The organism is Ursidibacter arcticus (assembly GCF_009761375.1).
Taxonomy (GTDB): domain Bacteria; phylum Pseudomonadota; class Gammaproteobacteria; order Enterobacterales; family Pasteurellaceae; genus Ursidibacter; species Ursidibacter arcticus.
In genome coordinates, this window is record NZ_LEKM01000189.1 from 1 (window position 1) to 21,185 (window position 21,185).

At 38.9% G+C, this 21,185-nt stretch carries 23 protein-coding genes and 1 pseudogene; 11 read left to right on the forward strand and 13 right to left on the reverse strand.

What is annotated here, in order from left to right:
* Positions 1-209: 209 nt before the first annotated feature.
* Complete coding sequence (locus A1D25_RS08445; protein WP_205420598.1) at positions 210-491, reverse strand: SEL1-like repeat protein; 282 nt, start codon at positions 489-491, stop codon at positions 210-212.
* A gap of 17 nt (positions 492-508) precedes the next feature.
* On the opposite strand from A1D25_RS08445, the gene A1D25_RS11295 reads away from it, so the two are divergent.
* From A1D25_RS11295 to pepT, 5 genes are all read left to right on the forward strand, one after another.
* Complete coding sequence (locus A1D25_RS11295) at positions 509-811, forward strand: transposase (protein ID WP_157395247.1); 303 nt, start codon at positions 509-511, stop codon at positions 809-811.
* A gap of 111 nt (positions 812-922) precedes the next feature.
* A complete protein-coding gene (gene dnaA, locus A1D25_RS08455) occupies positions 923-2,263 on the forward strand; it encodes a chromosomal replication initiator protein DnaA (RefSeq protein ID WP_205420599.1) in 1,341 nt (446 codons plus the stop codon).
* Between the two features lie 9 nt (positions 2,264-2,272).
* Complete coding sequence (gene dnaN, locus A1D25_RS08460) at positions 2,273-3,376, forward strand: DNA polymerase III subunit beta (RefSeq protein WP_157395249.1); 1,104 nt, start codon at positions 2,273-2,275, stop codon at positions 3,374-3,376.
* A gap of 21 nt (positions 3,377-3,397) precedes the next feature.
* Positions 3,398-4,483 carry a DNA replication/repair protein RecF gene (recF, locus tag A1D25_RS08465; RefSeq protein ID WP_157395250.1) on the forward strand — a complete coding sequence of 362 codons (1,086 nt, stop codon included), beginning with the start codon at positions 3,398-3,400 and terminating at the stop codon, positions 4,481-4,483.
* A 24-nt stretch (positions 4,484-4,507) separates the two neighbouring features.
* Positions 4,508-5,755, forward strand: a complete 1,248-nt coding sequence (gene pepT / locus A1D25_RS08470; protein WP_157395251.1) for a peptidase T — start codon at positions 4,508-4,510, stop codon at positions 5,753-5,755.
* A gap of 174 nt (positions 5,756-5,929) precedes the next feature.
* Here the strand turns inward: pepT and cgtA are convergent, their stop codons facing one another.
* From cgtA to rsmD, 10 genes are all read right to left on the reverse strand, one after another.
* Positions 5,930-7,105, reverse strand: coding sequence for an Obg family GTPase CgtA (cgtA, locus tag A1D25_RS08475; protein WP_157395252.1), 1,176 nt, complete (start codon positions 7,103-7,105; stop codon positions 5,930-5,932).
* A 58-nt stretch (positions 7,106-7,163) separates the two neighbouring features.
* On the reverse strand, positions 7,164-8,084 hold the full coding sequence (locus A1D25_RS08480; RefSeq protein ID WP_157395253.1) for a DMT family transporter: 921 nt from the start codon (positions 8,082-8,084) through the stop codon (positions 7,164-7,166).
* Complete coding sequence (locus A1D25_RS08485) at positions 8,081-9,019, reverse strand: DMT family transporter (protein WP_157395254.1); 939 nt, start codon at positions 9,017-9,019, stop codon at positions 8,081-8,083. Before A1D25_RS08485 ends, A1D25_RS08480 begins: the two co-directional genes overlap by 4 nt.
* A gap of 63 nt (positions 9,020-9,082) precedes the next feature.
* On the reverse strand, positions 9,083-9,340 hold the full coding sequence (gene rpmA, locus A1D25_RS08490) for a 50S ribosomal protein L27 (protein WP_157395255.1): 258 nt from the start codon (positions 9,338-9,340) through the stop codon (positions 9,083-9,085).
* A 20-nt stretch (positions 9,341-9,360) separates the two neighbouring features.
* Entirely contained in the window at positions 9,361-9,672 is a 312-nt protein-coding gene (gene rplU / locus A1D25_RS08495; protein WP_157395256.1) for a 50S ribosomal protein L21, read from the reverse strand.
* A 264-nt stretch (positions 9,673-9,936) separates the two neighbouring features.
* Entirely contained in the window at positions 9,937-11,079 is a 1,143-nt protein-coding gene (gene nagA, locus A1D25_RS08500; protein ID WP_157395257.1) for an N-acetylglucosamine-6-phosphate deacetylase, read from the reverse strand.
* Positions 11,080-11,087: 8 nt separating this feature from the next.
* A complete protein-coding gene (gene nagB, locus A1D25_RS08505; protein WP_157395258.1) occupies positions 11,088-11,882 on the reverse strand; it encodes a glucosamine-6-phosphate deaminase in 795 nt (264 codons plus the stop codon).
* A 275-nt stretch (positions 11,883-12,157) separates the two neighbouring features.
* Positions 12,158-12,442: a type II toxin-antitoxin system RelE/ParE family toxin gene (locus A1D25_RS08510; RefSeq protein ID WP_157395259.1), complete on the reverse strand. Its 285-nt coding sequence runs from the start codon at positions 12,440-12,442 to the stop codon at positions 12,158-12,160.
* Positions 12,435-12,608 carry a hypothetical protein gene (locus A1D25_RS10935; protein WP_162853279.1) on the reverse strand — a complete coding sequence of 58 codons (174 nt, stop codon included), beginning with the start codon at positions 12,606-12,608 and terminating at the stop codon, positions 12,435-12,437. Before A1D25_RS10935 ends, A1D25_RS08510 begins: the two co-directional genes overlap by 8 nt.
* A gap of 83 nt (positions 12,609-12,691) precedes the next feature.
* Entirely contained in the window at positions 12,692-13,288 is a 597-nt protein-coding gene (gene rsmD, locus A1D25_RS08515; protein WP_157395260.1) for a 16S rRNA (guanine(966)-N(2))-methyltransferase RsmD, read from the reverse strand.
* A 99-nt stretch (positions 13,289-13,387) separates the two neighbouring features.
* On the opposite strand from rsmD, the gene ftsY reads away from it, so the two are divergent.
* Genes ftsY through ftsX form a run of 3 tightly spaced genes read left to right on the forward strand, consistent with a single transcriptional unit; the run spans position 13,388 to position 16,602 of the window.
* Positions 13,388-14,989: a signal recognition particle-docking protein FtsY gene (gene ftsY, locus A1D25_RS08520; protein WP_157395266.1), complete on the forward strand. Its 1,602-nt coding sequence runs from the start codon at positions 13,388-13,390 to the stop codon at positions 14,987-14,989.
* Entirely contained in the window at positions 14,989-15,645 is a 657-nt protein-coding gene (gene ftsE / locus A1D25_RS08525; protein WP_157395261.1) for a cell division ATP-binding protein FtsE, read from the forward strand. Before ftsY ends, ftsE begins: the two co-directional genes overlap by 1 nt.
* 27 nt (positions 15,646-15,672) lie before the next feature.
* Complete coding sequence (ftsX, locus tag A1D25_RS08530) at positions 15,673-16,602, forward strand: permease-like cell division protein FtsX (protein WP_157395262.1); 930 nt, start codon at positions 15,673-15,675, stop codon at positions 16,600-16,602.
* Positions 16,603-16,739: 137 nt separating this feature from the next.
* On the opposite strand, the pseudogene A1D25_RS11110 reads toward ftsX, so the two are convergent.
* Positions 16,740-16,884: pseudogene (locus A1D25_RS11110) on the reverse strand (IS3 family transposase); the annotation flags it as partial.
* A 79-nt stretch (positions 16,885-16,963) separates the two neighbouring features.
* Entirely contained in the window at positions 16,964-17,632 is a 669-nt protein-coding gene (locus tag A1D25_RS08535) for a 7-cyano-7-deazaguanine/7-aminomethyl-7-deazaguanine transporter (protein WP_157395263.1), read from the reverse strand.
* Positions 17,633-17,935: 303 nt separating this feature from the next.
* Between A1D25_RS08535 and rpsL the strand changes: the two genes are divergently transcribed.
* The 3 genes from rpsL (at position 17,936) to fusA (ending at position 21,098) form a co-directional block, all read left to right on the forward strand.
* A complete protein-coding gene (rpsL, locus tag A1D25_RS08540) occupies positions 17,936-18,310 on the forward strand; it encodes a 30S ribosomal protein S12 (protein WP_005708967.1) in 375 nt (124 codons plus the stop codon).
* Positions 18,311-18,439: 129 nt separating this feature from the next.
* Entirely contained in the window at positions 18,440-18,910 is a 471-nt protein-coding gene (gene rpsG / locus A1D25_RS08545; RefSeq protein WP_157395264.1) for a 30S ribosomal protein S7, read from the forward strand.
* An 85-nt stretch (positions 18,911-18,995) separates the two neighbouring features.
* Positions 18,996-21,098, forward strand: a complete 2,103-nt coding sequence (fusA, locus tag A1D25_RS08550) for an elongation factor G (RefSeq protein WP_157395265.1) — start codon at positions 18,996-18,998, stop codon at positions 21,096-21,098.
* Positions 21,099-21,185: the final 87 nt, after the last annotated feature.

Sequence of the window (21,185 nt, forward strand, 5' to 3'; positions counted from 1 at the left end):
AAAAAAGAACGACGCACCGCATAACTTAATTCGTTCACAACAGTGCGTCGTTGTGTGGTGCGCATTATAGGGAAATCCGAAAACAACGCAAGTGTTTTTTTCAGAAAAATTGCAAAAAACTTTAAAAAAACGACCGCTTGATGAAAAACAGAACAAAACCAAGAAAAAACATTCAAATAGCGGTTAATTCTTCGTAAAAATTTACCAATTTATTTTCCCATAGTCTCACACGCCTTCTGTTCACCGTTTTTACAAGCTAATTGGTAATAGGCTAATGCCATTTCTTTATTTGGGCTTGCCACTTTGCCCACCTCATAAAAATAAGCGAGGCGATATTGCGAATACGCTTTGCCTTGTTCGGCTTTTTCAGTAAGTTGAGGGATAGTCAGAAATGCCAAGTTTTCTGCCAATGCAAAAGGTGCAAGAAAACTAGGGTCTGTTGACAATTCATAAAAAATAAGCGAGAGAGTAAAATGTTTATCGCTAAACAAACCAATCACTCCTCGCAATGCCTCGAACACTACTTGATAAGCACTGGACGAAACTAAAGCCTATTTTGCTTGATTTAGGCTTCTATGACAAATCAAATTTAAAATTAACGCTTGAGGGCATTCTGTTCCGCCTTAAAACTGGCTGTCAATGGCGTGATATTCCCGAATACTTTGGTAAATCAAACACCCTCTACCGCAACTTCCGTTATTGGGTGAAAACCGGAAAAATTTTATTTTATTATGTAGAGATGCCAACTCTCTGTCGTCCTTTTATTAAATATAATAAGTTAAAGTTTATCATCAACCTAGTATATTCCTGATCTTTTTAGTAACTCTTCGGATCTCTTCTAAAAAAAACGAGAAATTTTTGTAAGATCGTGAGATCTTAACCAATTTTTCAGGTATCATAACAAACCCTTTTCATTACTATTTTGGAGCAAATCGTGTCTTCCCTTTGGTCTGATTGTTTAAGCCATTTACAAACAAAAGTTTCCGCAACAGATTACAGTACTTGGCTACGTCCACTTCAGGCAGACCTTGTAAATGGGGAACTCGTGCTTTATGCTCAAAATCAGTTTGTAGCGAATTGGGTGCAGGATAAGTTTATTACAGAGATTACAGGTTTAGCTCGTTTTTTGGCTAAAAATGATGAGCTGAAAGTTTCTCTTAGAGTTGGTACTAAGCCGACTGAACAGCAGGCTACACCAGTGGTAGAAAGGGTAGATAGTGATCCTATACCGTCAAACTTACGCACAGGCATTACCGAAACACTCACTTTTGCTAACTTCGTGCAAGGTAAATCCAACCAACTGGCGAAAGCCGTTGCTCAACAAGTTGCGGCAAATCCTGGAGAGAATCACTGCAACCCGTTTTCATTGTATGGTGGAACTGGCTTAGGTAAAACTCACTTATTGCACGCTATTGGTAATGAAATTTTAAGTCATAACCCGAATGCTCGAGTGGTTTATATTCATTCAGAGCGTTTTGTGCAAGATATGGTAAAAGCAATTAAAGCAAATACCATTGAAAATTTTAAGAAATTTTATCGATCGTTAGATGTATTAATGATTGATGATATTCAGTTTTTTGCCAACAAAGAAGTTACACAGGAAGAATTTTTCCATACCTTTAATTCACTCTTTGAACGTAGTAAACAAATCATTGTAACGTCTGATGTATTTCCTAAAAACATTGAAAATATTGAAGAGCGTATTCGTTCTCGTTTGAGCTGGGGCGTAAATGCAGCTATTGAACCGCCAGAGCTTGAAACTCGAGTCGCAATTTTAATGAAAAAAGCTGAAGAACGTGGCGTATATTTAGAAGAAGATGTTGCTTTTTTCCTTGCACAAAAATTACGAACCAACGTAAGAGAGTTGGAAGGAGCATTAAATCGTGCAATTGCGTGGAGCAACTTTACTCATCGTCCGATTACTGTTGATGCGGTGCGTGAAGCCTTAAAAGATCTTATTGCATCTTATGATCATTTAATTACGATTGAAAATATTCAGAAAATCGTTGCGGAATATTACAATATCAAAATGGCGGATCTAAAATCAAAAAGTAGAACTCGATCCGTTGCTCGCCCACGCCAAATGGCGATGGCATTAGCGAAAGAACTGACTAACCATAGCTTGCCTGAAATCGGGCGAGAATTTGGTGGTAGAGATCACACCACTGTAATGCACGCTTGTAAAACAATCAGCGAAATGCGTGGTACAGATAGCAGTATTCAAGAAGATTATACTAATTTAACCCGTAAATTATCGTCTTAAGGAATGGTTATGCAATTTACAATTACTCGTGAACAATTACTAAAACCTCTACAACAGGTTTGTGGGGTATTGAATAGCCGCCCAAGCCTTCCCGTTATTAACAATGTTCTACTCGAAATTGAAGGTAATCGCCTAGCATTAACAGGGACAGATTTAGAAGTAGAATTAACAACCCAAGCAGAGCTGGCACAAGCGGTTAAATCCGCAGGAAAATTTACCATTCCTGCAAAGAAATTCTTAGATATTTGCCGAGCTTTACCAGAAGATAGCGTGATTTCAGTACAATTTGAAGAAGATCGTGCTTTAATTCGTGCAGATCGAAGCAAATTCAATTTAGCAACTTTACCTGCATCGGATTATCCGAACTTAATGGATTGGAAACCTGAAGTAGATTTTACTATCGATCAAGCAACTCTTTCCCGCTTAATTGATGCGACTCAATTTTCAATGGCAAACCAAGATGCACGTTACTTTCTAAATGGAATGAAGTTTGAAACGGAAGGAAATTTATTAAGAACCATCGCCACTGATGGTCATCGCCTTGCAGTTTGTACCATTCCACTAAACCAAGAGCTTTTAACTCATTCAGTGATTGTGCCACGCAAAGCGGTACTTGAGTTAGCTCGTTTAGTTGGGCATAGTGATAATGCGGTACGTTTAGAAATTGGCACGAATAATTTGCGTGTATCAATGGACGGTATCGTCTTTACTTCAAAATTGATTGATGGGCGTTTCCCTGATTATCGCCGAGTATTCCCGCGTAATGCAGATCGTGTATTGGAAGCCGATGCTGAAACCTTAAAACGCTCTTTGGTGCGTGTGGCGATTTTATCCAATGAACGTTTTCGTGGAGTACGTTTAGCATTAAGCCAGAATTTACTGAAATTAACCGCAAATAACCCAGAGCAAGAAGAAGCAGAAGAAATTGTTGATGTTTCTTACGAAAATGTGGAAATGGAAATTGGCTTTAATATCAGCTACTTATTAGATGTATTAAATACGTTGAAATGCCAACGTGTTCGCATTAACTTAGTTGATGCAAACTCAAGTTGTTTAATTGAAGATTGTGATAATTCAACGGCGGAATATGTCATAATGCCGATGCGTTTATAATCAAAAATCTAACCGCTTGTAATGTCATTATCTCGTTTAATTATCAATAATTTTCGTAATTTAACTGCCGTGGATCTCGAATTGAGCCACGGCTTTAACTTTTTAATTGGTGAAAATGGGAGTGGCAAAACTAGCCTACTTGAAGCCATTTTCTATTTAGGGCACGGCAGATCCTTTAAAAGCCATATCAGTAATCGGGTAATCAACTACGAACACGATCATTTTGTGTTATTCGGTAGAGTGGAAGAAGCTAAACACGAATGGTCAGTAGGGTTACAAAAAACCAGACAGGGCGATACCACACTCAAAATCAATGGTGAAGATGGAAAAAAGATTTCCGATCTCGCTCATTTATTGCCAATGCAAGTAATTACACCAGAAGGGCTGACTTTGTTAAATGGTGGGCCAACCTATCGCCGAGCTTTTCTTGATTGGGGATTATTTCATCAGCATAATGAATTTTATAACCATTGGGCAAACCTCAAACACTTACTTAAACAGCGAAATGCAGCCTTAGCTCAAGTCCGAAATTATGCAGAATTACGCCCTTGGGATATCGAATTAGCAAAATTAGCTCATCTTGTGAGTGATATGCGAGCTACCTATGCAGAAGCTCTCCGCCCTGAAATTGAAAAAACCTGCCAATTCTTCTTACCCGAATTAGAAATTAGCGTCAGCTTTCATCAAGGCTGGGAAAAAGAGAGTGAATATAGCGAGATTTTAATGCAAGGTTTTGAGCGAGATCGCACTGTGGGGTACACGATGGTTGGGCCACAAAAAGCAGATTTCCGCTTTAGAGCCAATGGATTACCAGTGGAAGATGTTCTCTCTCGTGGGCAGTTAAAATTACTGATGTGTGCATTACGTTTGGCACAAGGGGAATATTTAATTGCACAAAAATCTCGCCAATGTTTATTTTTGATTGATGATTTTGCATCAGAGCTAGACCCAACCAAAAGAGCCTTATTAGCAGAACGCTTACGTCAAAGCGGTTCACAAGTTTTCGTTACCGCTATTACTCAAGATCAGCTTAACCAAATGCAGTGGCAAGACCAACAGTCAGATAAACGTTTTAGCGTAAAACAAGGGAAAATAGAGCTTTTGTAAGTTGATAAAAATTAAGGAAACACAATGGAAAGACAGACTTTTAAATCGGCAGTTCTAACGCGTTTACTACGCTATACTCAAATTTATACCACTTCTGACCCAAGTAGCAAAACGATTCCTAGCTCACCACAGCAGTGGGATTTGCTTCGCCTATTACGAGATGAAATGACGGAAATGGGGCTAACGGAAGTTGAGCTAGATGAACGTGGTTTTGTAATGGCAACGTTGCCTGCAAATATCTCACAGGATATTCCTGTATTGGGGTTATTAGCACACGTAGATACTAGCCCAGATTTTAATGGTAAAGATGTTAAACCACAGGTTATTGAACAATACGATGGTAACGATATTGTATTGCAAGGCAGTGACGATATTCTGTCGCCAAAAGATTTCCCTAATTTACTAAAATTACAACAACACACTTTAGTAACGACTGACGGCACTTCATTACTTGGAGCTGATGATAAATCGGGTATTGCGATTATTCTTTCTGCGGCAGAGTACTTGCTTAATCACTCCGAAATTCCCCACGGTAAAATCCGAATTGGCTTTACTACTGATGAAGAAATTGGACGTGGCACAGAAGGTTTTGATGTAAAAAAATTTGGTGCTGATGTCGCTTATACCCTTGATGGTGGGCCTTTGGGCGAATTACAGTATGAGAATTTTAATGCTGACGCTGCAACAGTTACCTTCTTTGGACGTAGCGTTCACCCTGGTACAGCTAAAGGTAAAATGATCAACGCTTTTGAACGAGCCTGTGAGTTTCAATACCGCCTACCGCCGCATAATACTCCTGCGACGAGCGAAGGGCGTGAAGGCTTTATGTTGTTGCATCATATTGACGGTGCTTTAGATCAGTGCCAACTGCACTATATTTTACGCAGTTTTAGTCGTGAAGAGTTGGCAATGTATGGAGAATATTTGCGACAAACAATGGCAGAAATGCAGCAGATCTACGGAGAGAAGTGCGGTAAAGTCGAAATTAACGAGCAATACCGCAATATGCACGAAGTGGTAAAAAACTATCCTTATTTAATTGAAATTGCTCAACAAGTAATGGAACAAAACGGTATTATTCCAAATCTTGAGCCTATTCGTGGCGGTACAGATGGCTCAAATCTCTCTTTTATGGGGCTACCAACACCTAATTTATTTACGGGTGGCGAAAACTTCCACGGGCGTTTTGAATTTATCTCTGTTGATGTAATGGCACAAGCCACCCAAGTAGTTATCGGTATTGCGAAAGCCTTTACTGAATATAAATTCTAAAAATAAGCGGTTGGATTTTTGGGATATTTTGTAACAGCATTATTTTTAGGTGTAATGGACAAAATGGTTGCTGATTTACCCATTACACCACCTAAAAGAAAAGCGAGTAGATTTAGCAAAAGTTTTGTAAAATATACCCGCTTTTATATGAGACTCAAAAAGCCATTAAAGCCATTATGGCTTATAGATAAACTCTACACCTTCATCATCTTCTTCAGTCCAACCATCATCATCTAAATCGTCCCAATCATCTTCAGTGATAGGGTTTTGCATTGCTTGTTGATGATAATCGTCCCATTTGAATGCCACTTCTTCAGGTGCTTTTTCTTCTGCTTCAACACGAGGGTTGGCTTCAATAAAGTCCATAATATCACGCGTTAAGGCTTGTACATTCTCACCTGTTGCGGCAGAAATGAGATAGTAATCACCTTCCCAGCCAATTTCTTCGACAATTTTTTCTGCTCGCTCACGAGCTTCTTCTTCGCCGATGGTATCAATTTTATTGAATACCAACCATTGTGGTTTATCCGCAAGTTTCTCACTGTATTGATAAAGCTCTGATTCAATAATTGAGATATTTTGTGCAGGATCACTTTCATCAATCGGCATAATATCCACTAAGTGAATCAGCACTCGACAGCGTTCTAAATGTTTTAAGAAACGAATACCTAAACCAGCACCTTCCGCTGCTCCTTCAATTAAGCCTGGGATATCTGCAACAACAAAGCTGCGATCAGCCCCAACACGAGCCACACCTAGACTTGGCACTAAAGTAGTAAAAGGATAATCTGCAACTTTTGGTTTCGCTGCTGAAACTGCACGAATAAAGGTTGATTTACCTGCGTTCGGTAATCCGAGCATTCCAACATCTGCCAATAACATCAACTCAAGCATTAAATCTCGTTTTTCGCCTGGCGTACCGTTCGTTTTTTGGCGTGGAGCTCGATTGACAGAAGATTTAAAGCGAGTATTTCCCAAACCGTGATAGCCACCTTTCGCCACTAACATTTTCATTCCGTGGCGGGTTAAATCTCCAATGACTTCTTGCGTGTCATTATCAATCGCTCGTGTTCCAACAGGAACGCGTAAAGTAATATCTTTCCCACGATGTCCTGTACAGCCTGCACTACGACCATTTTCACCACGTCCTGCGGCAAAACGTTTTTCAAAGCGGTAGTCTATGAGCGTATTTAGGTTTTCATCAGCGATAAGATAAACATCACCACCATCACCGCCATCACCGCCATCAGGGCCACCTTTTGGAATAAATTTTTCTCGGCGAAAGCTCACACAGCCATTTCCGCCATCACCTGCTTCAACACGAATAAGTGCTTCATCAATAAACTTCATTTTTTCTCCTAATTACAGAATGCAAAAGATTAGTCGTATCTAACCGCTTGTCTTCTGCTTATTTATTCTTTTTAATTAATTTTTGCCCGATAATTGAGTACATTGCTCCGAAAATGACGATAATTGCACCGATATAGCTTAATAAATTCATTTCAAGAGGTTCAAAAACATCAGGGTATAACCAATGTGCTAAATGGCTAAATAGCATCGTAAAAATAGGGATCAACACCGTTACCACACTGACTTTCGATGCTTGCCAGTGATTTAATGCTTCCGCATAAGCTCCATAGGCAATTAAGGTATTTAAACAGCAAAAAATAAAACAGCCTAGCACCCAGCCGTTCATTTCATTTACTTGTGTTGGGCTGGCAAAAGGTGTCATTACCAAACCACACCCAATATAGATCATCAACAAAATTTGTTGTGAATTAAAATTTGCTGATAATAATTTTTGTGCAATACCATAGGCAACCCAAACCATTGAAGAAATTGCACCAATCAATACGCCAATCGCATAAGCGTTGAGCTGAAGAATTTCACCTAGTCGATCATTAAAAAATGCCACTAACCCAACTAACAGTAATACTAAGCCTATTTTTTGATGTGCTGCGAATTGTTCTTTAAAAATCACTACGCTACATAACATCATTGTAAAAGGGGATAATTGCCATAAAACTTGACTAGTTGTTGGTGAAATAAAATGTAAAGCGTAGCTTGAGCCAAAGAAATATAAACTTAAACCAATTACACCTAAAATCATTAACAGTAAAATTTTAGGTGTGAAAGCGGTAAGTTTAGGTAATTTTTTTGCAAAACCTAAAATCAATATCAATCCAGCTGCTGCTACAATAAAACGAAACCAAACTAATGTTTGGGCATCAATGACAGAAATCGCTTTTTGGGCTGCAATGGGTAATCCGCCCCACGTTGCAGTCGCTAATAATGCAAGATTAAAACCGAGTAAAGGTTTATAGCTCATACTGAATTTCTCCTTAACTGGCGGCGATAAAACAGTTTATGCCCAGCTGCCGCCGATAATGCACCAAGCACAACAAACATTGCTCCAATATAACTTAGTGTATTTAAATAAGGTTCTGCAAAATGAGTAGGATCAAACCAATAAGCCATTTCGCTAAATATAATCGTTAAAATAGGTATTTGTGGCATTATCATACTGACTTTAGCGACTTCCCAACGGTTTAGTGCTTCAGCATAACAGCCATACGCAATAATCGTGTTTAAACAGCAGAAAATTAAACAACCTAGTGTGAATGTCGATAAATGCTGTGTTTGGGCTACATTCGCAAAAGGGGTAAAGACTAAAGCACAGCCCGCATAAATCGCCAAGAGAATTTGCTGAGAGTTAAAACGTTGTAGCATCATTTTTTGTGCAAGTCCGTAACAAACCCAGATTAAACTTGCCCCAATACCGATAAATACACCGAGAGAAAAGCTATTCATTTCTGCAAAATCGGCAAATCGGTCATTAAAAAAGAGTGGTAAACCAATCAGCAATAAACCTAGCCCTAACTTTTGGTGAACACCTAAGCGTTCTTTAAATAAGAAAATACCGCTCAGTAACATTGAGAAAGATGAAAGCGGGCTAAGTACTTGGCTAGTTGTTGCTGGGATATATTTTAGCGAAAGGTTATACAAATAGAAATTTGCGGCTAACCCAAGTACACCTAATAATACAAACCAGCGATATTTAGCAGTAAAAGCGGTCAGTTTTGGCAATTTTTTTGTAAAAAGCAAAATAAAGAAAACACCAAACATTGCCACCACAAAACGAAACCAAACTATTGTTTGTGCATTCATTGCAGTCAGCACAGGTTGTAATGCGATAGGCAAAATGCTCCACATTATTGCTGCAGTAAGTGCCAAGAAAAAGCCAAGAACAGGTTGCTGATTCACTTTTGCCCCCTTAATAAAAAACCCCGCTAATATAGCGAGGTTCTCATCAATCTAATTTGAAGATTATTCAGCAACGATGCTTACATATTTACGGCTTTTTTCGCCTTTAACTTCAAATTTAACTTTACCGTCTGCAGTTGCAAATAAAGTATGGTCTTTACCAATACCTACATTTGTACCAGCGTGGAATTTTGTACCACGTTGACGAACGATAATGCTACCTGCTAAAACAGACTCGCCACCGAAACGTTTAACACCAAGGCGTTTAGCTTCAGAATCACGACCGTTACGAGTTGAACCACCAGCTTTTTTAGTTGCCATCTACTTGATCTCCTCTGAAATTATGCTTGAATCCCAGTGATTTTCACTTCTGTGAACCACTGACGATGACCTTGTTGTTTACGGCTGTGTTTACGACGACGGAATTTAACGATACGAATTTTATCGCCACGACCGTGTGAAACAACTTCAGCTACTACTTTACCACCAGCAACAACTGGGGTACCAATTTTAACATCTTCACCGTTAACGACCATTAACACTGAGTCGAACTCAACTTTCTCACCAGTTGCTACTTCAAGTTTTTCTAAACGAACAACTTGACCTTCGCTTACTCGGTGTTGTTTGCCGCCACTTTGGAAAACTGCGTACATATTTACTCCGCTAAATAGTGCCTTTCGCTTTGCGTTTGGCACTCTCAAATTCATATAAAATAGGTTTGCAATTCTACGCAAAAACTCATCATAGAGCAAGCATCAATTTCATAAAAATCTTATTTTCTTGTAAAAATTTTGTTCAGTGCAAAGTTTCAACGCTTTTTCTACAAAGGGGTAAATAAATTAAAAAGATCTAACACCTGAATTTATCAGGATCGTTAGATCTTCTCTTTTTATTGCTTTTTGAAAGATGAAAAATACTTAATGCGCTTTCCACTCACCATTTACAGCAGTACCTAACACATTGAATTGATTGTCAAATACAGCTAAGTTTGCAATTTTCCCAACTTCAATCGATCCTAAATGATCATCAACGTGGATCGCTTTAGCAGGATATAGCGTACACATACGGATCGCTTCTTCAAGTGAAATATCAGTATGTTGGATAACATTACGAATTGACTCAATCATTGTAACTGCGGCACCACCTAAGCTACCAAACTCATCAATACATTTGCCGTCTTTATAAAGGACTTTCTTACCGACAAAAATAAAATGATCGATATTCGCACCTGCTGGTGCAACTGCATCGGTAACAATCACCAATTTATCGCCTTTCGCTTTTTTGGCAATGCGTACATTGCTCCAATCAACGTGTAAGCCATCAACAATAATACCAGTATAAATATCGCTATCTAACACTGCCCCGACAACACCGCCTTCACGACCAGAACTGATAGGCGACATTGCATTATGTAAATGCGTTGCAAATGAAATACCTTGTTCGATACGCTGTTTAGCTTGCTCATAAGTGGCATTTGAATGCCCAATAGATACGATAATCCCAGCATCAACAAATTTTTGAATATGATCTGCAGTACCATTTTCTGCGGCTATGGTTAATTTAGTAATCACATCACCGTTATTGCAAAGAAAATCGATCATCTCACCGCTTGCTTCACGAATATATTCAGGGCGATGTACCCCTTTTTTCGCTACGCTTAAATAAGGCCCTTCTAAATGTAAACCCAATGCCTGATTTTTATATTTTGCCAAATAATCACGCATTACTTGTACAGCTTGTTTCATACCTTCATCAGGTGATGTAATAAAGGTTGGTAAGTAGCTTGTTGTGCCTGATTTTAGGTTCGTTTCTTGCATAATCTCAAGTGTACGAACACTAATATCTTCATTAAACATTACACCGCCACAACCATTTAATTGTAAATCAATAAAACCTGCGGATAAATTCGCCCCTTTAAGGTCAATTTTATCAAGATCTTTAGGTAACTCTTGCTGATGAACAATTGCATCAATCTTATCATCTTTAACAATCACTGCGTGTTGATAAAGAACATCATTGCCAGTGTAAACTACACAATTTGTCAGTGCATAATGACTCATTTTCTCTCCTAGCGAGCAACATTTTGCTCTAGCTGTTTGAAATATTTAACCGTTTTAACTTTAAGCTCTTGCGTTGCAGGTTCATCACATACCACGATCGCACGGCGATGTAATTGTAACGCACTGATTGTCCATAAATGATTTACAGGGCCTTCTACACAGGCTTGCAGAGCAAGTGCTTTATTATGCCCCGTAACTAAAATTAACACTTCTTCCGCATCTAATAATGTGCCAACTCCCACCGTTAAAGCAAATTTTGGTACTTGATTTACATCATTATTAAAGAAACGAGAATTTGCAATTAAAGTATCTTCCGTTAAAGTCTTAATACGAGTACGAGAACTTAATGATGATGCGGGTTCATTAAACGCAATGTGTCCATCTACGCCTACACCACCCATAAATAGATGAATTTTGCCATAAGAACGAATTTTCTCCTCATAACGTTCACATTCTGCATCAACATCTTCAGCCATACCATCAAGTAAGTTGATATTTTGTGGCTGAATATCAATATGGTTGAATAAATTTTCGTGCATAAAAGTGTGATAGCTTTCGGGATGTTCTTTTGGTAAACCGACATATTCATCCATATTGAAGGTAACCACATTCTTAAAGCTCACTTCCCCTGCTTGATAGAGCTTAATTAACTCTTTGTAGGTTTTTTGCGGCGTTCCCCCTGTTGGCAGCCCCAGCACAAATGGCTTTTCTGCCGTTGGTTGAAACGCATTGATCTTATCAACGATATAACGAGCAGTCCATTGACTTACTTGGTCTGCACATTCCAAAGGTACTAAACGCATAATAATCTCCTAAACAAACCATTTTGAAATAAAACTTCAATTTTTATATTATAAGAGAAAATATACTTCATTTGTAATAATTTTCATCCAAAATTTGAATAAGATCACAATTTTATTTGTGATTACCCTGCTTAAAAAAGCTAGACCATTATTTTTAAGATATGTTGTTTTTTACATTTAGAACTAATGGGAATAAGGAATGGGGAATAGAGAATGAGAAATAGACGGAACAGGGTATTTAGAAAGTAAAAAACACAAGCTAATCCACTTGTAGATTAAGGTTGAGGGAAAAGTCTGCGAGAGTGGATAATAAAGTTGATGTAAACAGTATCATTGAGTATTTCATAAACAATTCGATATCCTCTACAAAAAGCTTCACGACTTCCATCTTCTCTCACTCTTCCTATCGCTGTCGGCATAAAACCAATTAAATTGATTTTATCGTATATATCATTCATTAATTTAATGCCACTTTCTATCGAATAAGTATATTCAATAACATTACTTACAATCTCATCAATATGTTTCTGTGCTGTTTGCGTGATGATAATTTTAGGCATATGCTCGCATTTCCATCTCGGAAAGTTCCTTAGCTTTACGTTCCACTAGTGCTTGAGTTTTTGCTCTTGATTCTTCAAATGTTAAAACTTTGCCATTTTTGATATCTTCACGAGATTCCCTTAGTTTTTGAGCCAAAAACTCATCATACCCTTTTTCTTTAAACATAAGTTGCTCCTATAAAAACAGACAATTTGGGGCATTGTCTGCTTTTAGTATTGGGTTGTCAAATCAGGCTAATACTTAATAAACTAAAAATTGTTAGTTTTCACCAACCGACAAACCACTTGCCCCGCAGTTTTCTCTTTGATGACTTGCCAGTTTTCAGGCAAATTAAGTGGAGGGTGTGTCTTTTCGGTTTCGATATAAATTAAGCTATTGTTCGCTAACCAGTCATTATTGGCTAGGTGAGTTAATACTTGGGGAACGAATCCTTGATGAAAGGGCGGATCAACAAAAATAATGTCAAAAGGTTCAGTAGTATTTTTTTGAGATAAGTAGCTCAAACTATCAGTATGAATAACGGTTCCTTTATCACATTTTAAGCTGATAAGGTTTTTCTTTAGCTGATGTGTGGCATTTGCAAATTTTTCTAAGAAAACCACCGCTTGTGCTTGACGTGAAAGGGCTTCAATACCCAGTGAGCCACTGCCAGCAAAGCAATCTAAACAACGGGCATTCGCAATATCCATCATTAGCCAGTTAAACAGCGTTTCTTTCATTCTATCGGTGGTTGGGCGTAAGCCTTCCGCATTCAAAACAGGGAGCTTGCGACCACGCCACAAGCCTGCAATTACCCGCACTTCTCCCAATGGGACATTTTGTTCAGAATTTCGAACTTTTTTCATACACAATCACAAAAATAGTTATTAAAAATGATAAACTACCGCAAGTTTATTCCATTTTTAAACAAAATGGATTTTTTAATTTTACGAGAGAGCAAAAAAATGGCAGATGAAAAGAAGAAAAAAGGGTTTTGGTCGTGGTTAGGCTTTGGGAAAAAAGAAGAAACAGAAACAACGCCAAGAGCAGAAATAGAACAACCACAAGAGCCACAGCAGGCAGAGCCTGAAGAAAATCTAGAACAAACCAGTTCACAAGCGGTAACTTCGTCTTCTGAATCTACAAATATAGAACCAGTAAAAGAAAATGAAGAACCGACCGCTTCTGATAATGTTGAACCTTCTGTACTCACTCAAAATGTAGAGTATTTAACTGAAAAAGGTGAGCAATTAGCTGAAATAGCCGAACGTATCGAAGATGTTGTGGATACAGCCAAAGAACAAGTTACAGATAAGATTGAGCAAGTTAGCGACACAATCGAGCAATTTGAAGAACAGTTCGCAGAACAAGCCGAAACAGTGCTAGAGGTTGCACAAGAGAAGATTGAAGACCTTCAACAACAAGCGAAGACCTTTATTGATGAAGTTAAAGAAACTATTGAAGATAAAGTAACGGAAGAGCAAACAGAAATTGAGCTTAATGCTGAACAACACACTGAAACTGAAGATATTCCAAGCGAAATAAATCAAACTTCTGCGGATGAAACCGAAATTGCAGAAATTGCAAATGTTGTAGAAGAACAGCCCGCTTCTGATGAATATCAAGAGAAACCAAGTAGTGAAGGTGGCTTTTTCAGCCGTTTAATTAAAGGATTGATTAAAACGAAAGAGAGCATTGGCTCAGGTTTCCGAAATTTCTTTCGTGGCAAGAAAATTGATGACGAACTCTTTGAAGAATTAGAAGAGCAACTGTTAATTGCCGATTTAGGAATGCCGACCACCACAAAAATTATTAACAACCTAACGCAACACGCAACCAAACAGCAGTTAAGAGATGCGGAATTACTCTATCAACAATTAAAATTAGAGCTTGCCGATGTATTAAAACCCGTTGCAAAGCCATTAGAAATCAGCGAGAAAAAACCGTATGTCATTTTAATGGTAGGGGTAAATGGCGTTGGTAAAACCACAACTATCGGGAAATTAGCACGCAAATTCCAAGCGGAAGGAAAATCGGTAATGTTAGCCGCTGGCGATACTTTCCGAGCGGCCGCAGTCGAACAGCTACAAGTGTGGGGCGAACGTAATCATATTCCAGTTGTCGCACAAGCTACTGGGGCAGACTCAGCATCAGTGATTTTTGATGCAATGCAATCTGCGGCTGCGAAAGGCATTGATGTGTTAATTGCCGATACCGCAGGGCGTTTACAGAATAAAAATAATTTAATGGACGAGCTGAAAAAAATCGTGCGTGTAATGAAAAAATATGATGAAACCGCACCGCACGAAATTATGCTAACACTAGATGCGGGTACAGGGCAAAATGCCATTAGCCAAGCAAAATTATTTAATGAAGCCGTTGGTTTAACAGGGATTACCATTACTAAACTTGATGGTACAGCAAAAGGTGGGGTGATCTTTGCCATTGCTGATCAGTTTAATATTCCTATTCGCTTTATCGGGGTAGGCGAAAAAATTGATGATTTACGCCCGTTTAATGCCGATGAATTTATTGAAGCCTTATTCGCACACGAGGACGAAAAATAATGATCAGATTTCATAATGTAAGCAAAGCCTACAAAGGCGGTGGCAGACCTGCTCTGCAAGGTATCAGTTTCCATCTGCAACAAGGCGAAATGGCGTATATCACAGGGCATTCAGGTGCAGGAAAAACCACATTGCTTAAACTCATTATGGGAATTGAACGTGCTAATGGCGGACAAGTTATTTTTAACGGACACGACATTACTCGTCTTGCTGAACACGAACTGCCATTTTTACGTCGTCAAATTGGAATGGTACATCAAAATTATAGCTTACTGACTGATCGTTCCATTCTCGATAATGTAGCATTACCGCTGATTATTATGGGCGTTGAACAGTCGATTGTTGAACGTGAAGCGAGAATGGCACTTGAGCGTGTTGGGTTGCAAAATAAAGCGAATTTCCTACCGCTTCATCTTTCAGGTGGAGAACAACAACGAGTTGATATTGCTCGAGCGATTGTTCATCGTCCACAACTACTTCTTGCGGATGAACCAACAGGAAACCTTGATGATAAACTGTCTTTTGAAATTTTCCGTCTATTTGAAGAATTTAATAAAGCTGGCACTACGGTTTTGATTGCAACTCACGATACAAACATTATTGCCCAACGTCCGAAACCTTGCTTAGTGCTAGAAGAAGGGCATTTAAAGGGCTAATCAAGGTGGAATAAAGGAAAAGAACAAATGCGACATATTTTTAATCATACTCAAACCCGTTATATCTTACGTTCTATCTGGCAAGATCTAATTAAACGTAAATTTGGTATTTTAATGACTGTACTGGTTATTGCGGTCTCATTGACCATTCCAACTGTCAGCTATTTACTCTGGAAAAATACCAGCCAAGCAGCCAGTCAATTCTATCCAGAACCTGAATTAACTGTTTATCTGCATAAAAACTTAGCTGAACACGATGTGAATGCAGTAGTTGAACGTATCCGTCAATTTGATATGGAAAAAATTGAGAGTTTAAACTACATCTCTCGCCAGCAAAGTTTAGAGGAATTTCGAACTTGGTCTGGCTTTGGCAGTGCCTTAGATATTCTAGATGATAACCCATTGCCTGCGGTGGTTGTGTTAAAGCCGAAGAAAGCCTTTACATCACCTGAAGAAATGCTCACTTTGCGTGATGGATTACAAAAAGTAAAAGGTGTGCAAGAAGTCCGCCTAGATAATGGTTGGTTAGAAAAACTGACTGCTTTAACTCAAATGATTGCTCGTGTTGCGGTAACTTGTACCTTGTTAATGTTTATCGCTGTATTTTTAGTTATCAGTAATAGTGTGCGTTCAGATGTATCAAATAGCCGACAATCCATTACTGTAATGCAGCTATTAGGTGCAACAGAACATTTTATTTCTCGCCCATTTATCTATATGGGAATGTTCTACGGTTTCTTCGGCAGCTTATTAGCCATTCTATTTAGTATGCTAACAATCAGCTATTTTACAGGGGTTGTACGTTATGTTGCGGATATGTTTACTGTTAAATTTGAGCTACATTCTTTCAGCCTTGGCGAAATACTACTTGTTATCGTCAGCACCGTTTTTCTCGGCTGGCTCTCAGCCCAACTTGCCACTAACCGCCACATTCAAAAACTTGGGGCGAAGTATTAAAAAAGAGATACATACTGATGAGTACAGCACATATTTTCGAACAATATCAAGCGATGTTGAAAAATTGGGAATATCTAGTAAAAGATAAACGTAATCTCACCGCTTGTACGACATCCAATTTAAACTCATAGTATAACTAGCACAACTAATCCATTGATTCCATCGTTATTATACTGATTATTGGACAAGTTGAAAAAGCTAACGAATGAGTGATCTATTTTTATGATGTTGAAGGTAAAATTCAACCACTTGTTGTTTGAAAGGTTGGTTGAATTTTGTCATAAAAAATCTGTACCTTAATGAGTTGGTTGTTTAGTCCAGCTCCTGGGGTTCAGATCAATTTACTCACCGCTTATTCTGATTATTTCACCGCTAAGTGTAATTTTTTGATGATGAAATTAAGCAAGATGCCATATAGTGGTAAAAATAAGATAAGGCTGACAACTAGTTTGAAAGCGTAATCGACAGTGCCGATCGCAAACCAATGCTCTGCCATATAAGGATCGCTACTTTGATAGAAAGCCACAGCAAAGAATACCAAGGTATCAATTAAGCTCCCAAAGGTTGTCGAACTTGCTGGAGCTAACCACCAATTTTTACCTTGACGTAAGCGGTTAAATACAAAAATATCCATTAACTGCCCCACTGCATAGCCTGCAAAACTTGCTAGTGCGATACGAAATACAAATAAGTTAAATTCGGTCAAGGTTGTCAAACCTTGAAATGTGCCTTCAAAGAAAATCACTGAAATAATGTAACTTGTGATCAACGCTGGGAACATCACTAAGAAAATAATTCGGCGAGCTAAATCTGCACCAAAAACCCGTACGGTTAAGTCGGTGGCGAGGAAGATAAATGGAAAGCTGAACGTTCCCCAAGTTGTTGGAATAACGCTTTCTGTAAAAGGCAGCTTTATCTCAAAAGTGATTTGCACAAGGTAATTGCTAATCGTGATAATAAAGATGTGGAATAGCGAGAGTAAACACAAAGAGCGACGCACTTGTGCATCGGAAAAGTTAAGAATAGTCATATTGTACCTTTTTGTTTAAAAATTGGGGTTAGGGAACCCAAAATGAAAATAGGGGCGGAATGATACTCGCCATAATGAAAAGATCAAGTAAATTTAGTGTTGAGTGACTAAAATTTGCGTAGTAGGATGTGTAGAAGATCAGATTCGATCTGACAAATCACTACAAAAAGTGCAATCTTGCCTTGCTATATCAATTTCTTATTATTGACTAGGGGGCATAATACCCTTATAATTCAGCGTCCTTTTGTCTATAAAGGCGAAAGGCTTTTTTGTAATTTTTTAATTTTAACTGGAGCTTAATTAATGGCAACTATCAACCAGCTAGTACGCAAACCGCGTGTGAAAAAGGTTGTAAAAAGCAACGTTCCTGCATTAGAGGCTTGCCCGCAGAAACGTGGTGTATGTACTCGTGTATATACTACAACTCCTAAAAAACCAAACTCAGCATTACGTAAAGTATGCCGTATTCGTTTAACGAATGGTTTTGAGGTTACTTCTTATATCGGTGGTGAAGGTCATAACCTTCAAGAACACAGTGTTGTATTGATCCGTGGTGGTCGTGTTAAAGACTTACCAGGTGTGCGTTACCACACAGTACGCGGTGCATTAGACTGTGCAGGCGTAAAAGACCGTAAACAAGGTCGTTCTAAATACGGCGTAAAACGTCCTAAATCTTAATGGTTCTCCGTTAAGTAAGGCCAAACGTCTAAATTTAATATTTAAACCATAAACTCCAGTCAAATGTGATAATTATCACGCAAGATGAGTTTTGGATATCCTGAAGATTTATAATACGGAGAAATTAAAATGCCACGTCGTCGTGATGTAGGTCAACGCAAGATCCTCCCAGATCCAAAGTTCGGATCAGAATTGCTTGCAAAATTCATTAATGTTTTAATGGTAGATGGTAAAAAATCTATCGCAGAATCAATCGTTTATGCTGCGTTAGATACTTTAGCACAACGTTCAGGTAAAGATGCATTAGAAGCATTTGATGCAGCACTTGAAAACGTGCGTCCAACCGTTGAGGTTAAATCTCGCCGCGTTGGTGGTTCTACTTACCAAGTACCAGTAGAAGTTCGTCCAACTCGTCGTAATGCGTTAGCAATGCGTTGGATTATCGAAGCTGCTCGTAAACGTGGTGATAAATCAATGGCACTTCGTTTAGCTAACGAACTTTCAGATGCAGCAGATAACAAAGGCTCAGCAGTGAAAAAACGTGAAGATGTTCACCGTATGGCTGAAGCTAACAAAGCATTTGCTCACTATCGTTGGTAATTTTGTAGGCTTCATCTCAAAGTTTGTGATGAAGCCTCTTACTATATAAATAAATTCACATTAGATTCCAAATAAGGTAATAATAATGGCTCGTGTAACTCCTATTGAGCGCTATCGTAACATCGGTATTAGTGCTCACATCGACGCAGGTAAAACAACTACCTCTGAGCGTATCCTTTTCTACACAGGTGTAAGTCACAAAATCGGTGAAGTACACGATGGTGCAGCGACGATGGACTGGATGGAACAAGAACAAGAGCGTGGTATCACAATCACCTCAGCTGCAACAACAGCGTTCTGGTCTGGTATGTCACAACAATATCCACAACACCGTATCAACGTTATCGATACTCCAGGACACGTTGACTTTACAATCGAAGTTGAACGTTCAATGCGTGTTCTTGATGGTGCGGTAATGGTTTACTGTGCGGTAGGTGGTGTTCAACCACAATCAGAAACAGTATGGCGTCAAGCAAACAAATACCAAGTACCACGTATTGCGTTCGTAAATAAAATGGACCGTACAGGTGCTAACTTCCTACGCGTTGTTGAGCAAATCAAAACTCGTTTAGGCGGTAACTCTGTTCCTCTTCAACTTCCTATCGGTGCAGAAGAAAACTTCAAAGGTGTAGTTGATTTAATCAAAATGAAAGCAATCAACTGGAATGAAGCAGACCAAGGTATGACTTTCACTTATGAAGATATTCCTGCAGATATGTTAGAAGCGTGTGAAGAATGGCGTAATAACTTAGTAGAAGCAGCAGCAGAAGCTTCAGAAGAGTTAATGGAAAAATTCTTCTCTGGTGAAGAATTAAGCGAAGAAGAAATCAGATCTGCATTACGTCAGCGTGTATTAGCAGGTGAAGTAATTCCTGTTTGCTGTGGTTCTGCATTTAAAAACAAAGGTGTTCAAGCAATGCTTGACGCGGTAATTGATTACTTACCAGCACCAACAGATATCCCAGCAATTAAAGGTATTAACTTAGATGAAACTGAAGGCGAGCGTCACGCAAGCGATGAAGAGCCATTCTCATCTTTAGCATTCAAAATTGCAACAGACCCATTCGTAGGTAACTTAACCTTCTTCCGTGTGTACTCAGGTGTAATTAACTCGGGTGACACAGTAATGAACTCTGTGAAGCAAAAACGTGAGCGTTTTGGTCGTATCGTTCAAATGCACGCAAACAAACGTGAAGAGATCAAAGAAGTTCGTGCGGGCGATATCGCTGCTGCAATCGGCTTAAAAGATGTTGGTACAGGTGATACATTATGTGCTATCGATGCACCAATCATTCTTGAGCGTATGGAATTCCCAGAGCCAGTAATCTCTGTTGCAGTAGAACCAAAAACTAAAGCAGACCAAGAGAAAATGGGTCTTGCATTAGGTCGTCTTGCTCAAGAAGACCCTTCATTCCGTGTTCACACAGATGAAGAGTCAGGCGAAACTATCATCTCTGGTATGGGTGAGTTACACTTAGATATTATCGTTGACCGTATGAAACGTGAATTCAAAGTTGAAGCGAACATCGGTAAACCACAAGTATCTTATCGTGAAACTATCCGTACTCGTGTTAATGACGTTGAAGGTAAACACGCAAAACAATCTGGTGGTCGTGGTCAGTACGGTCACGTTGTTATCGACTTATACCCATTAGATGCTGAAGGCCCAGGCTATGAGTTCGTAAACGAAATCAAAGGTGGCGTAATTCCTGGTGAATATATCCCAGCAGTTGATAAAGGTATCCAAGAACAGCTTAAATCTGGTCCATTGGCAGGTTACCCAGTAGTAGATTTAGGTGTGCGTTTACACTTCGGTTCATACCACGATGTTGACTCATCAGAATTAGCGTTTAAACTTGCAGCATCTTTAGCATTTAAAGCTGCGTTCGCAAAAGCAAACCCAGTTCTACTTGAGCCAATTATGAAGGTAGAAGTTGAAACTCCACCTGACTATGTTGGTGATGTAATCGGTGACTTAAGCCGTCGTCGTGCTATGGTAAACGGTCAAGAAGCAAACGAATTTGTTGTTAAAATCAATGCGGAAGTTCCACTTTCAGAGATGTTTGGTTATGCAACAGACCTTCGTTCACAAACTCAAGGTCGTGCGTCATACTCAATGGAACCATTGAAATATGCTGAAGCACCATCAAGCGTTGCTGCTGCAGTAATTGAAGCACGTAAAAAATAATTTATTAGTTAAATAAAAATCCGTAGTGTATTTCGCACTACGGAATATCAACAAAGGAAACATTAGCAATGTCTAAAGAAAAATTTG

What these genes read in the sequence shown, in the direction of transcription:
- ftsY (WP_157395266.1), top strand. Translation starts at nt 13,388, where the DNA reads ATGGCAGATGAAAAGAAGAAAAAAGGGTTTTGGTCGTGGTTAGGCTTT.
- ftsE (WP_157395261.1), top strand. Translation starts at nt 14,989, where the DNA reads ATGATCAGATTTCATAATGTAAGCAAAGCCTACAAAGGCGGTGGCAGA.
- A1D25_RS11295 (WP_157395247.1), top strand. Translation starts at nt 509, where the DNA reads ATGCCTCGAACACTACTTGATAAGCACTGGACGAAACTAAAGCCTATT.
- rpsG (WP_157395264.1), top strand. Translation starts at nt 18,440, where the DNA reads ATGCCACGTCGTCGTGATGTAGGTCAACGCAAGATCCTCCCAGATCCA.
- nagA (WP_157395257.1), bottom strand. Translation starts at nt 11,079, where the DNA reads ATGAGTCATTATGCACTGACAAATTGTGTAGTTTACACTGGCAATGAT.
- rpsL (WP_005708967.1), top strand. Translation starts at nt 17,936, where the DNA reads ATGGCAACTATCAACCAGCTAGTACGCAAACCGCGTGTGAAAAAGGTT.
- pepT (WP_157395251.1), top strand. Translation starts at nt 4,508, where the DNA reads ATGGAAAGACAGACTTTTAAATCGGCAGTTCTAACGCGTTTACTACGC.
- cgtA (WP_157395252.1), bottom strand. Translation starts at nt 7,105, where the DNA reads ATGAAGTTTATTGATGAAGCACTTATTCGTGTTGAAGCAGGTGATGGC.
- fusA (WP_157395265.1), top strand. Translation starts at nt 18,996, where the DNA reads ATGGCTCGTGTAACTCCTATTGAGCGCTATCGTAACATCGGTATTAGT.
- A1D25_RS10935 (WP_162853279.1), bottom strand. Translation starts at nt 12,608, where the DNA reads ATGTTTAAAGAAAAAGGGTATGATGAGTTTTTGGCTCAAAAACTAAGG.
- ftsX (WP_157395262.1), top strand. Translation starts at nt 15,673, where the DNA reads ATGCGACATATTTTTAATCATACTCAAACCCGTTATATCTTACGTTCT.
- rpmA (WP_157395255.1), bottom strand. Translation starts at nt 9,340, where the DNA reads ATGGCAACTAAAAAAGCTGGTGGTTCAACTCGTAACGGTCGTGATTCT.
- rplU (WP_157395256.1), bottom strand. Translation starts at nt 9,672, where the DNA reads ATGTACGCAGTTTTCCAAAGTGGCGGCAAACAACACCGAGTAAGCGAA.
- A1D25_RS08480 (WP_157395253.1), bottom strand. Translation starts at nt 8,084, where the DNA reads ATGAGCTATAAACCTTTACTCGGTTTTAATCTTGCATTATTAGCGACT.
- A1D25_RS08535 (WP_157395263.1), bottom strand. Translation starts at nt 17,632, where the DNA reads ATGACTATTCTTAACTTTTCCGATGCACAAGTGCGTCGCTCTTTGTGT.
- recF (WP_157395250.1), top strand. Translation starts at nt 3,398, where the DNA reads ATGTCATTATCTCGTTTAATTATCAATAATTTTCGTAATTTAACTGCC.
- nagB (WP_157395258.1), bottom strand. Translation starts at nt 11,882, where the DNA reads ATGCGTTTAGTACCTTTGGAATGTGCAGACCAAGTAAGTCAATGGACT.
- rsmD (WP_157395260.1), bottom strand. Translation starts at nt 13,288, where the DNA reads ATGAAAAAAGTTCGAAATTCTGAACAAAATGTCCCATTGGGAGAAGTG.
- dnaN (WP_157395249.1), top strand. Translation starts at nt 2,273, where the DNA reads ATGCAATTTACAATTACTCGTGAACAATTACTAAAACCTCTACAACAG.
- A1D25_RS08510 (WP_157395259.1), bottom strand. Translation starts at nt 12,442, where the DNA reads ATGCCTAAAATTATCATCACGCAAACAGCACAGAAACATATTGATGAG.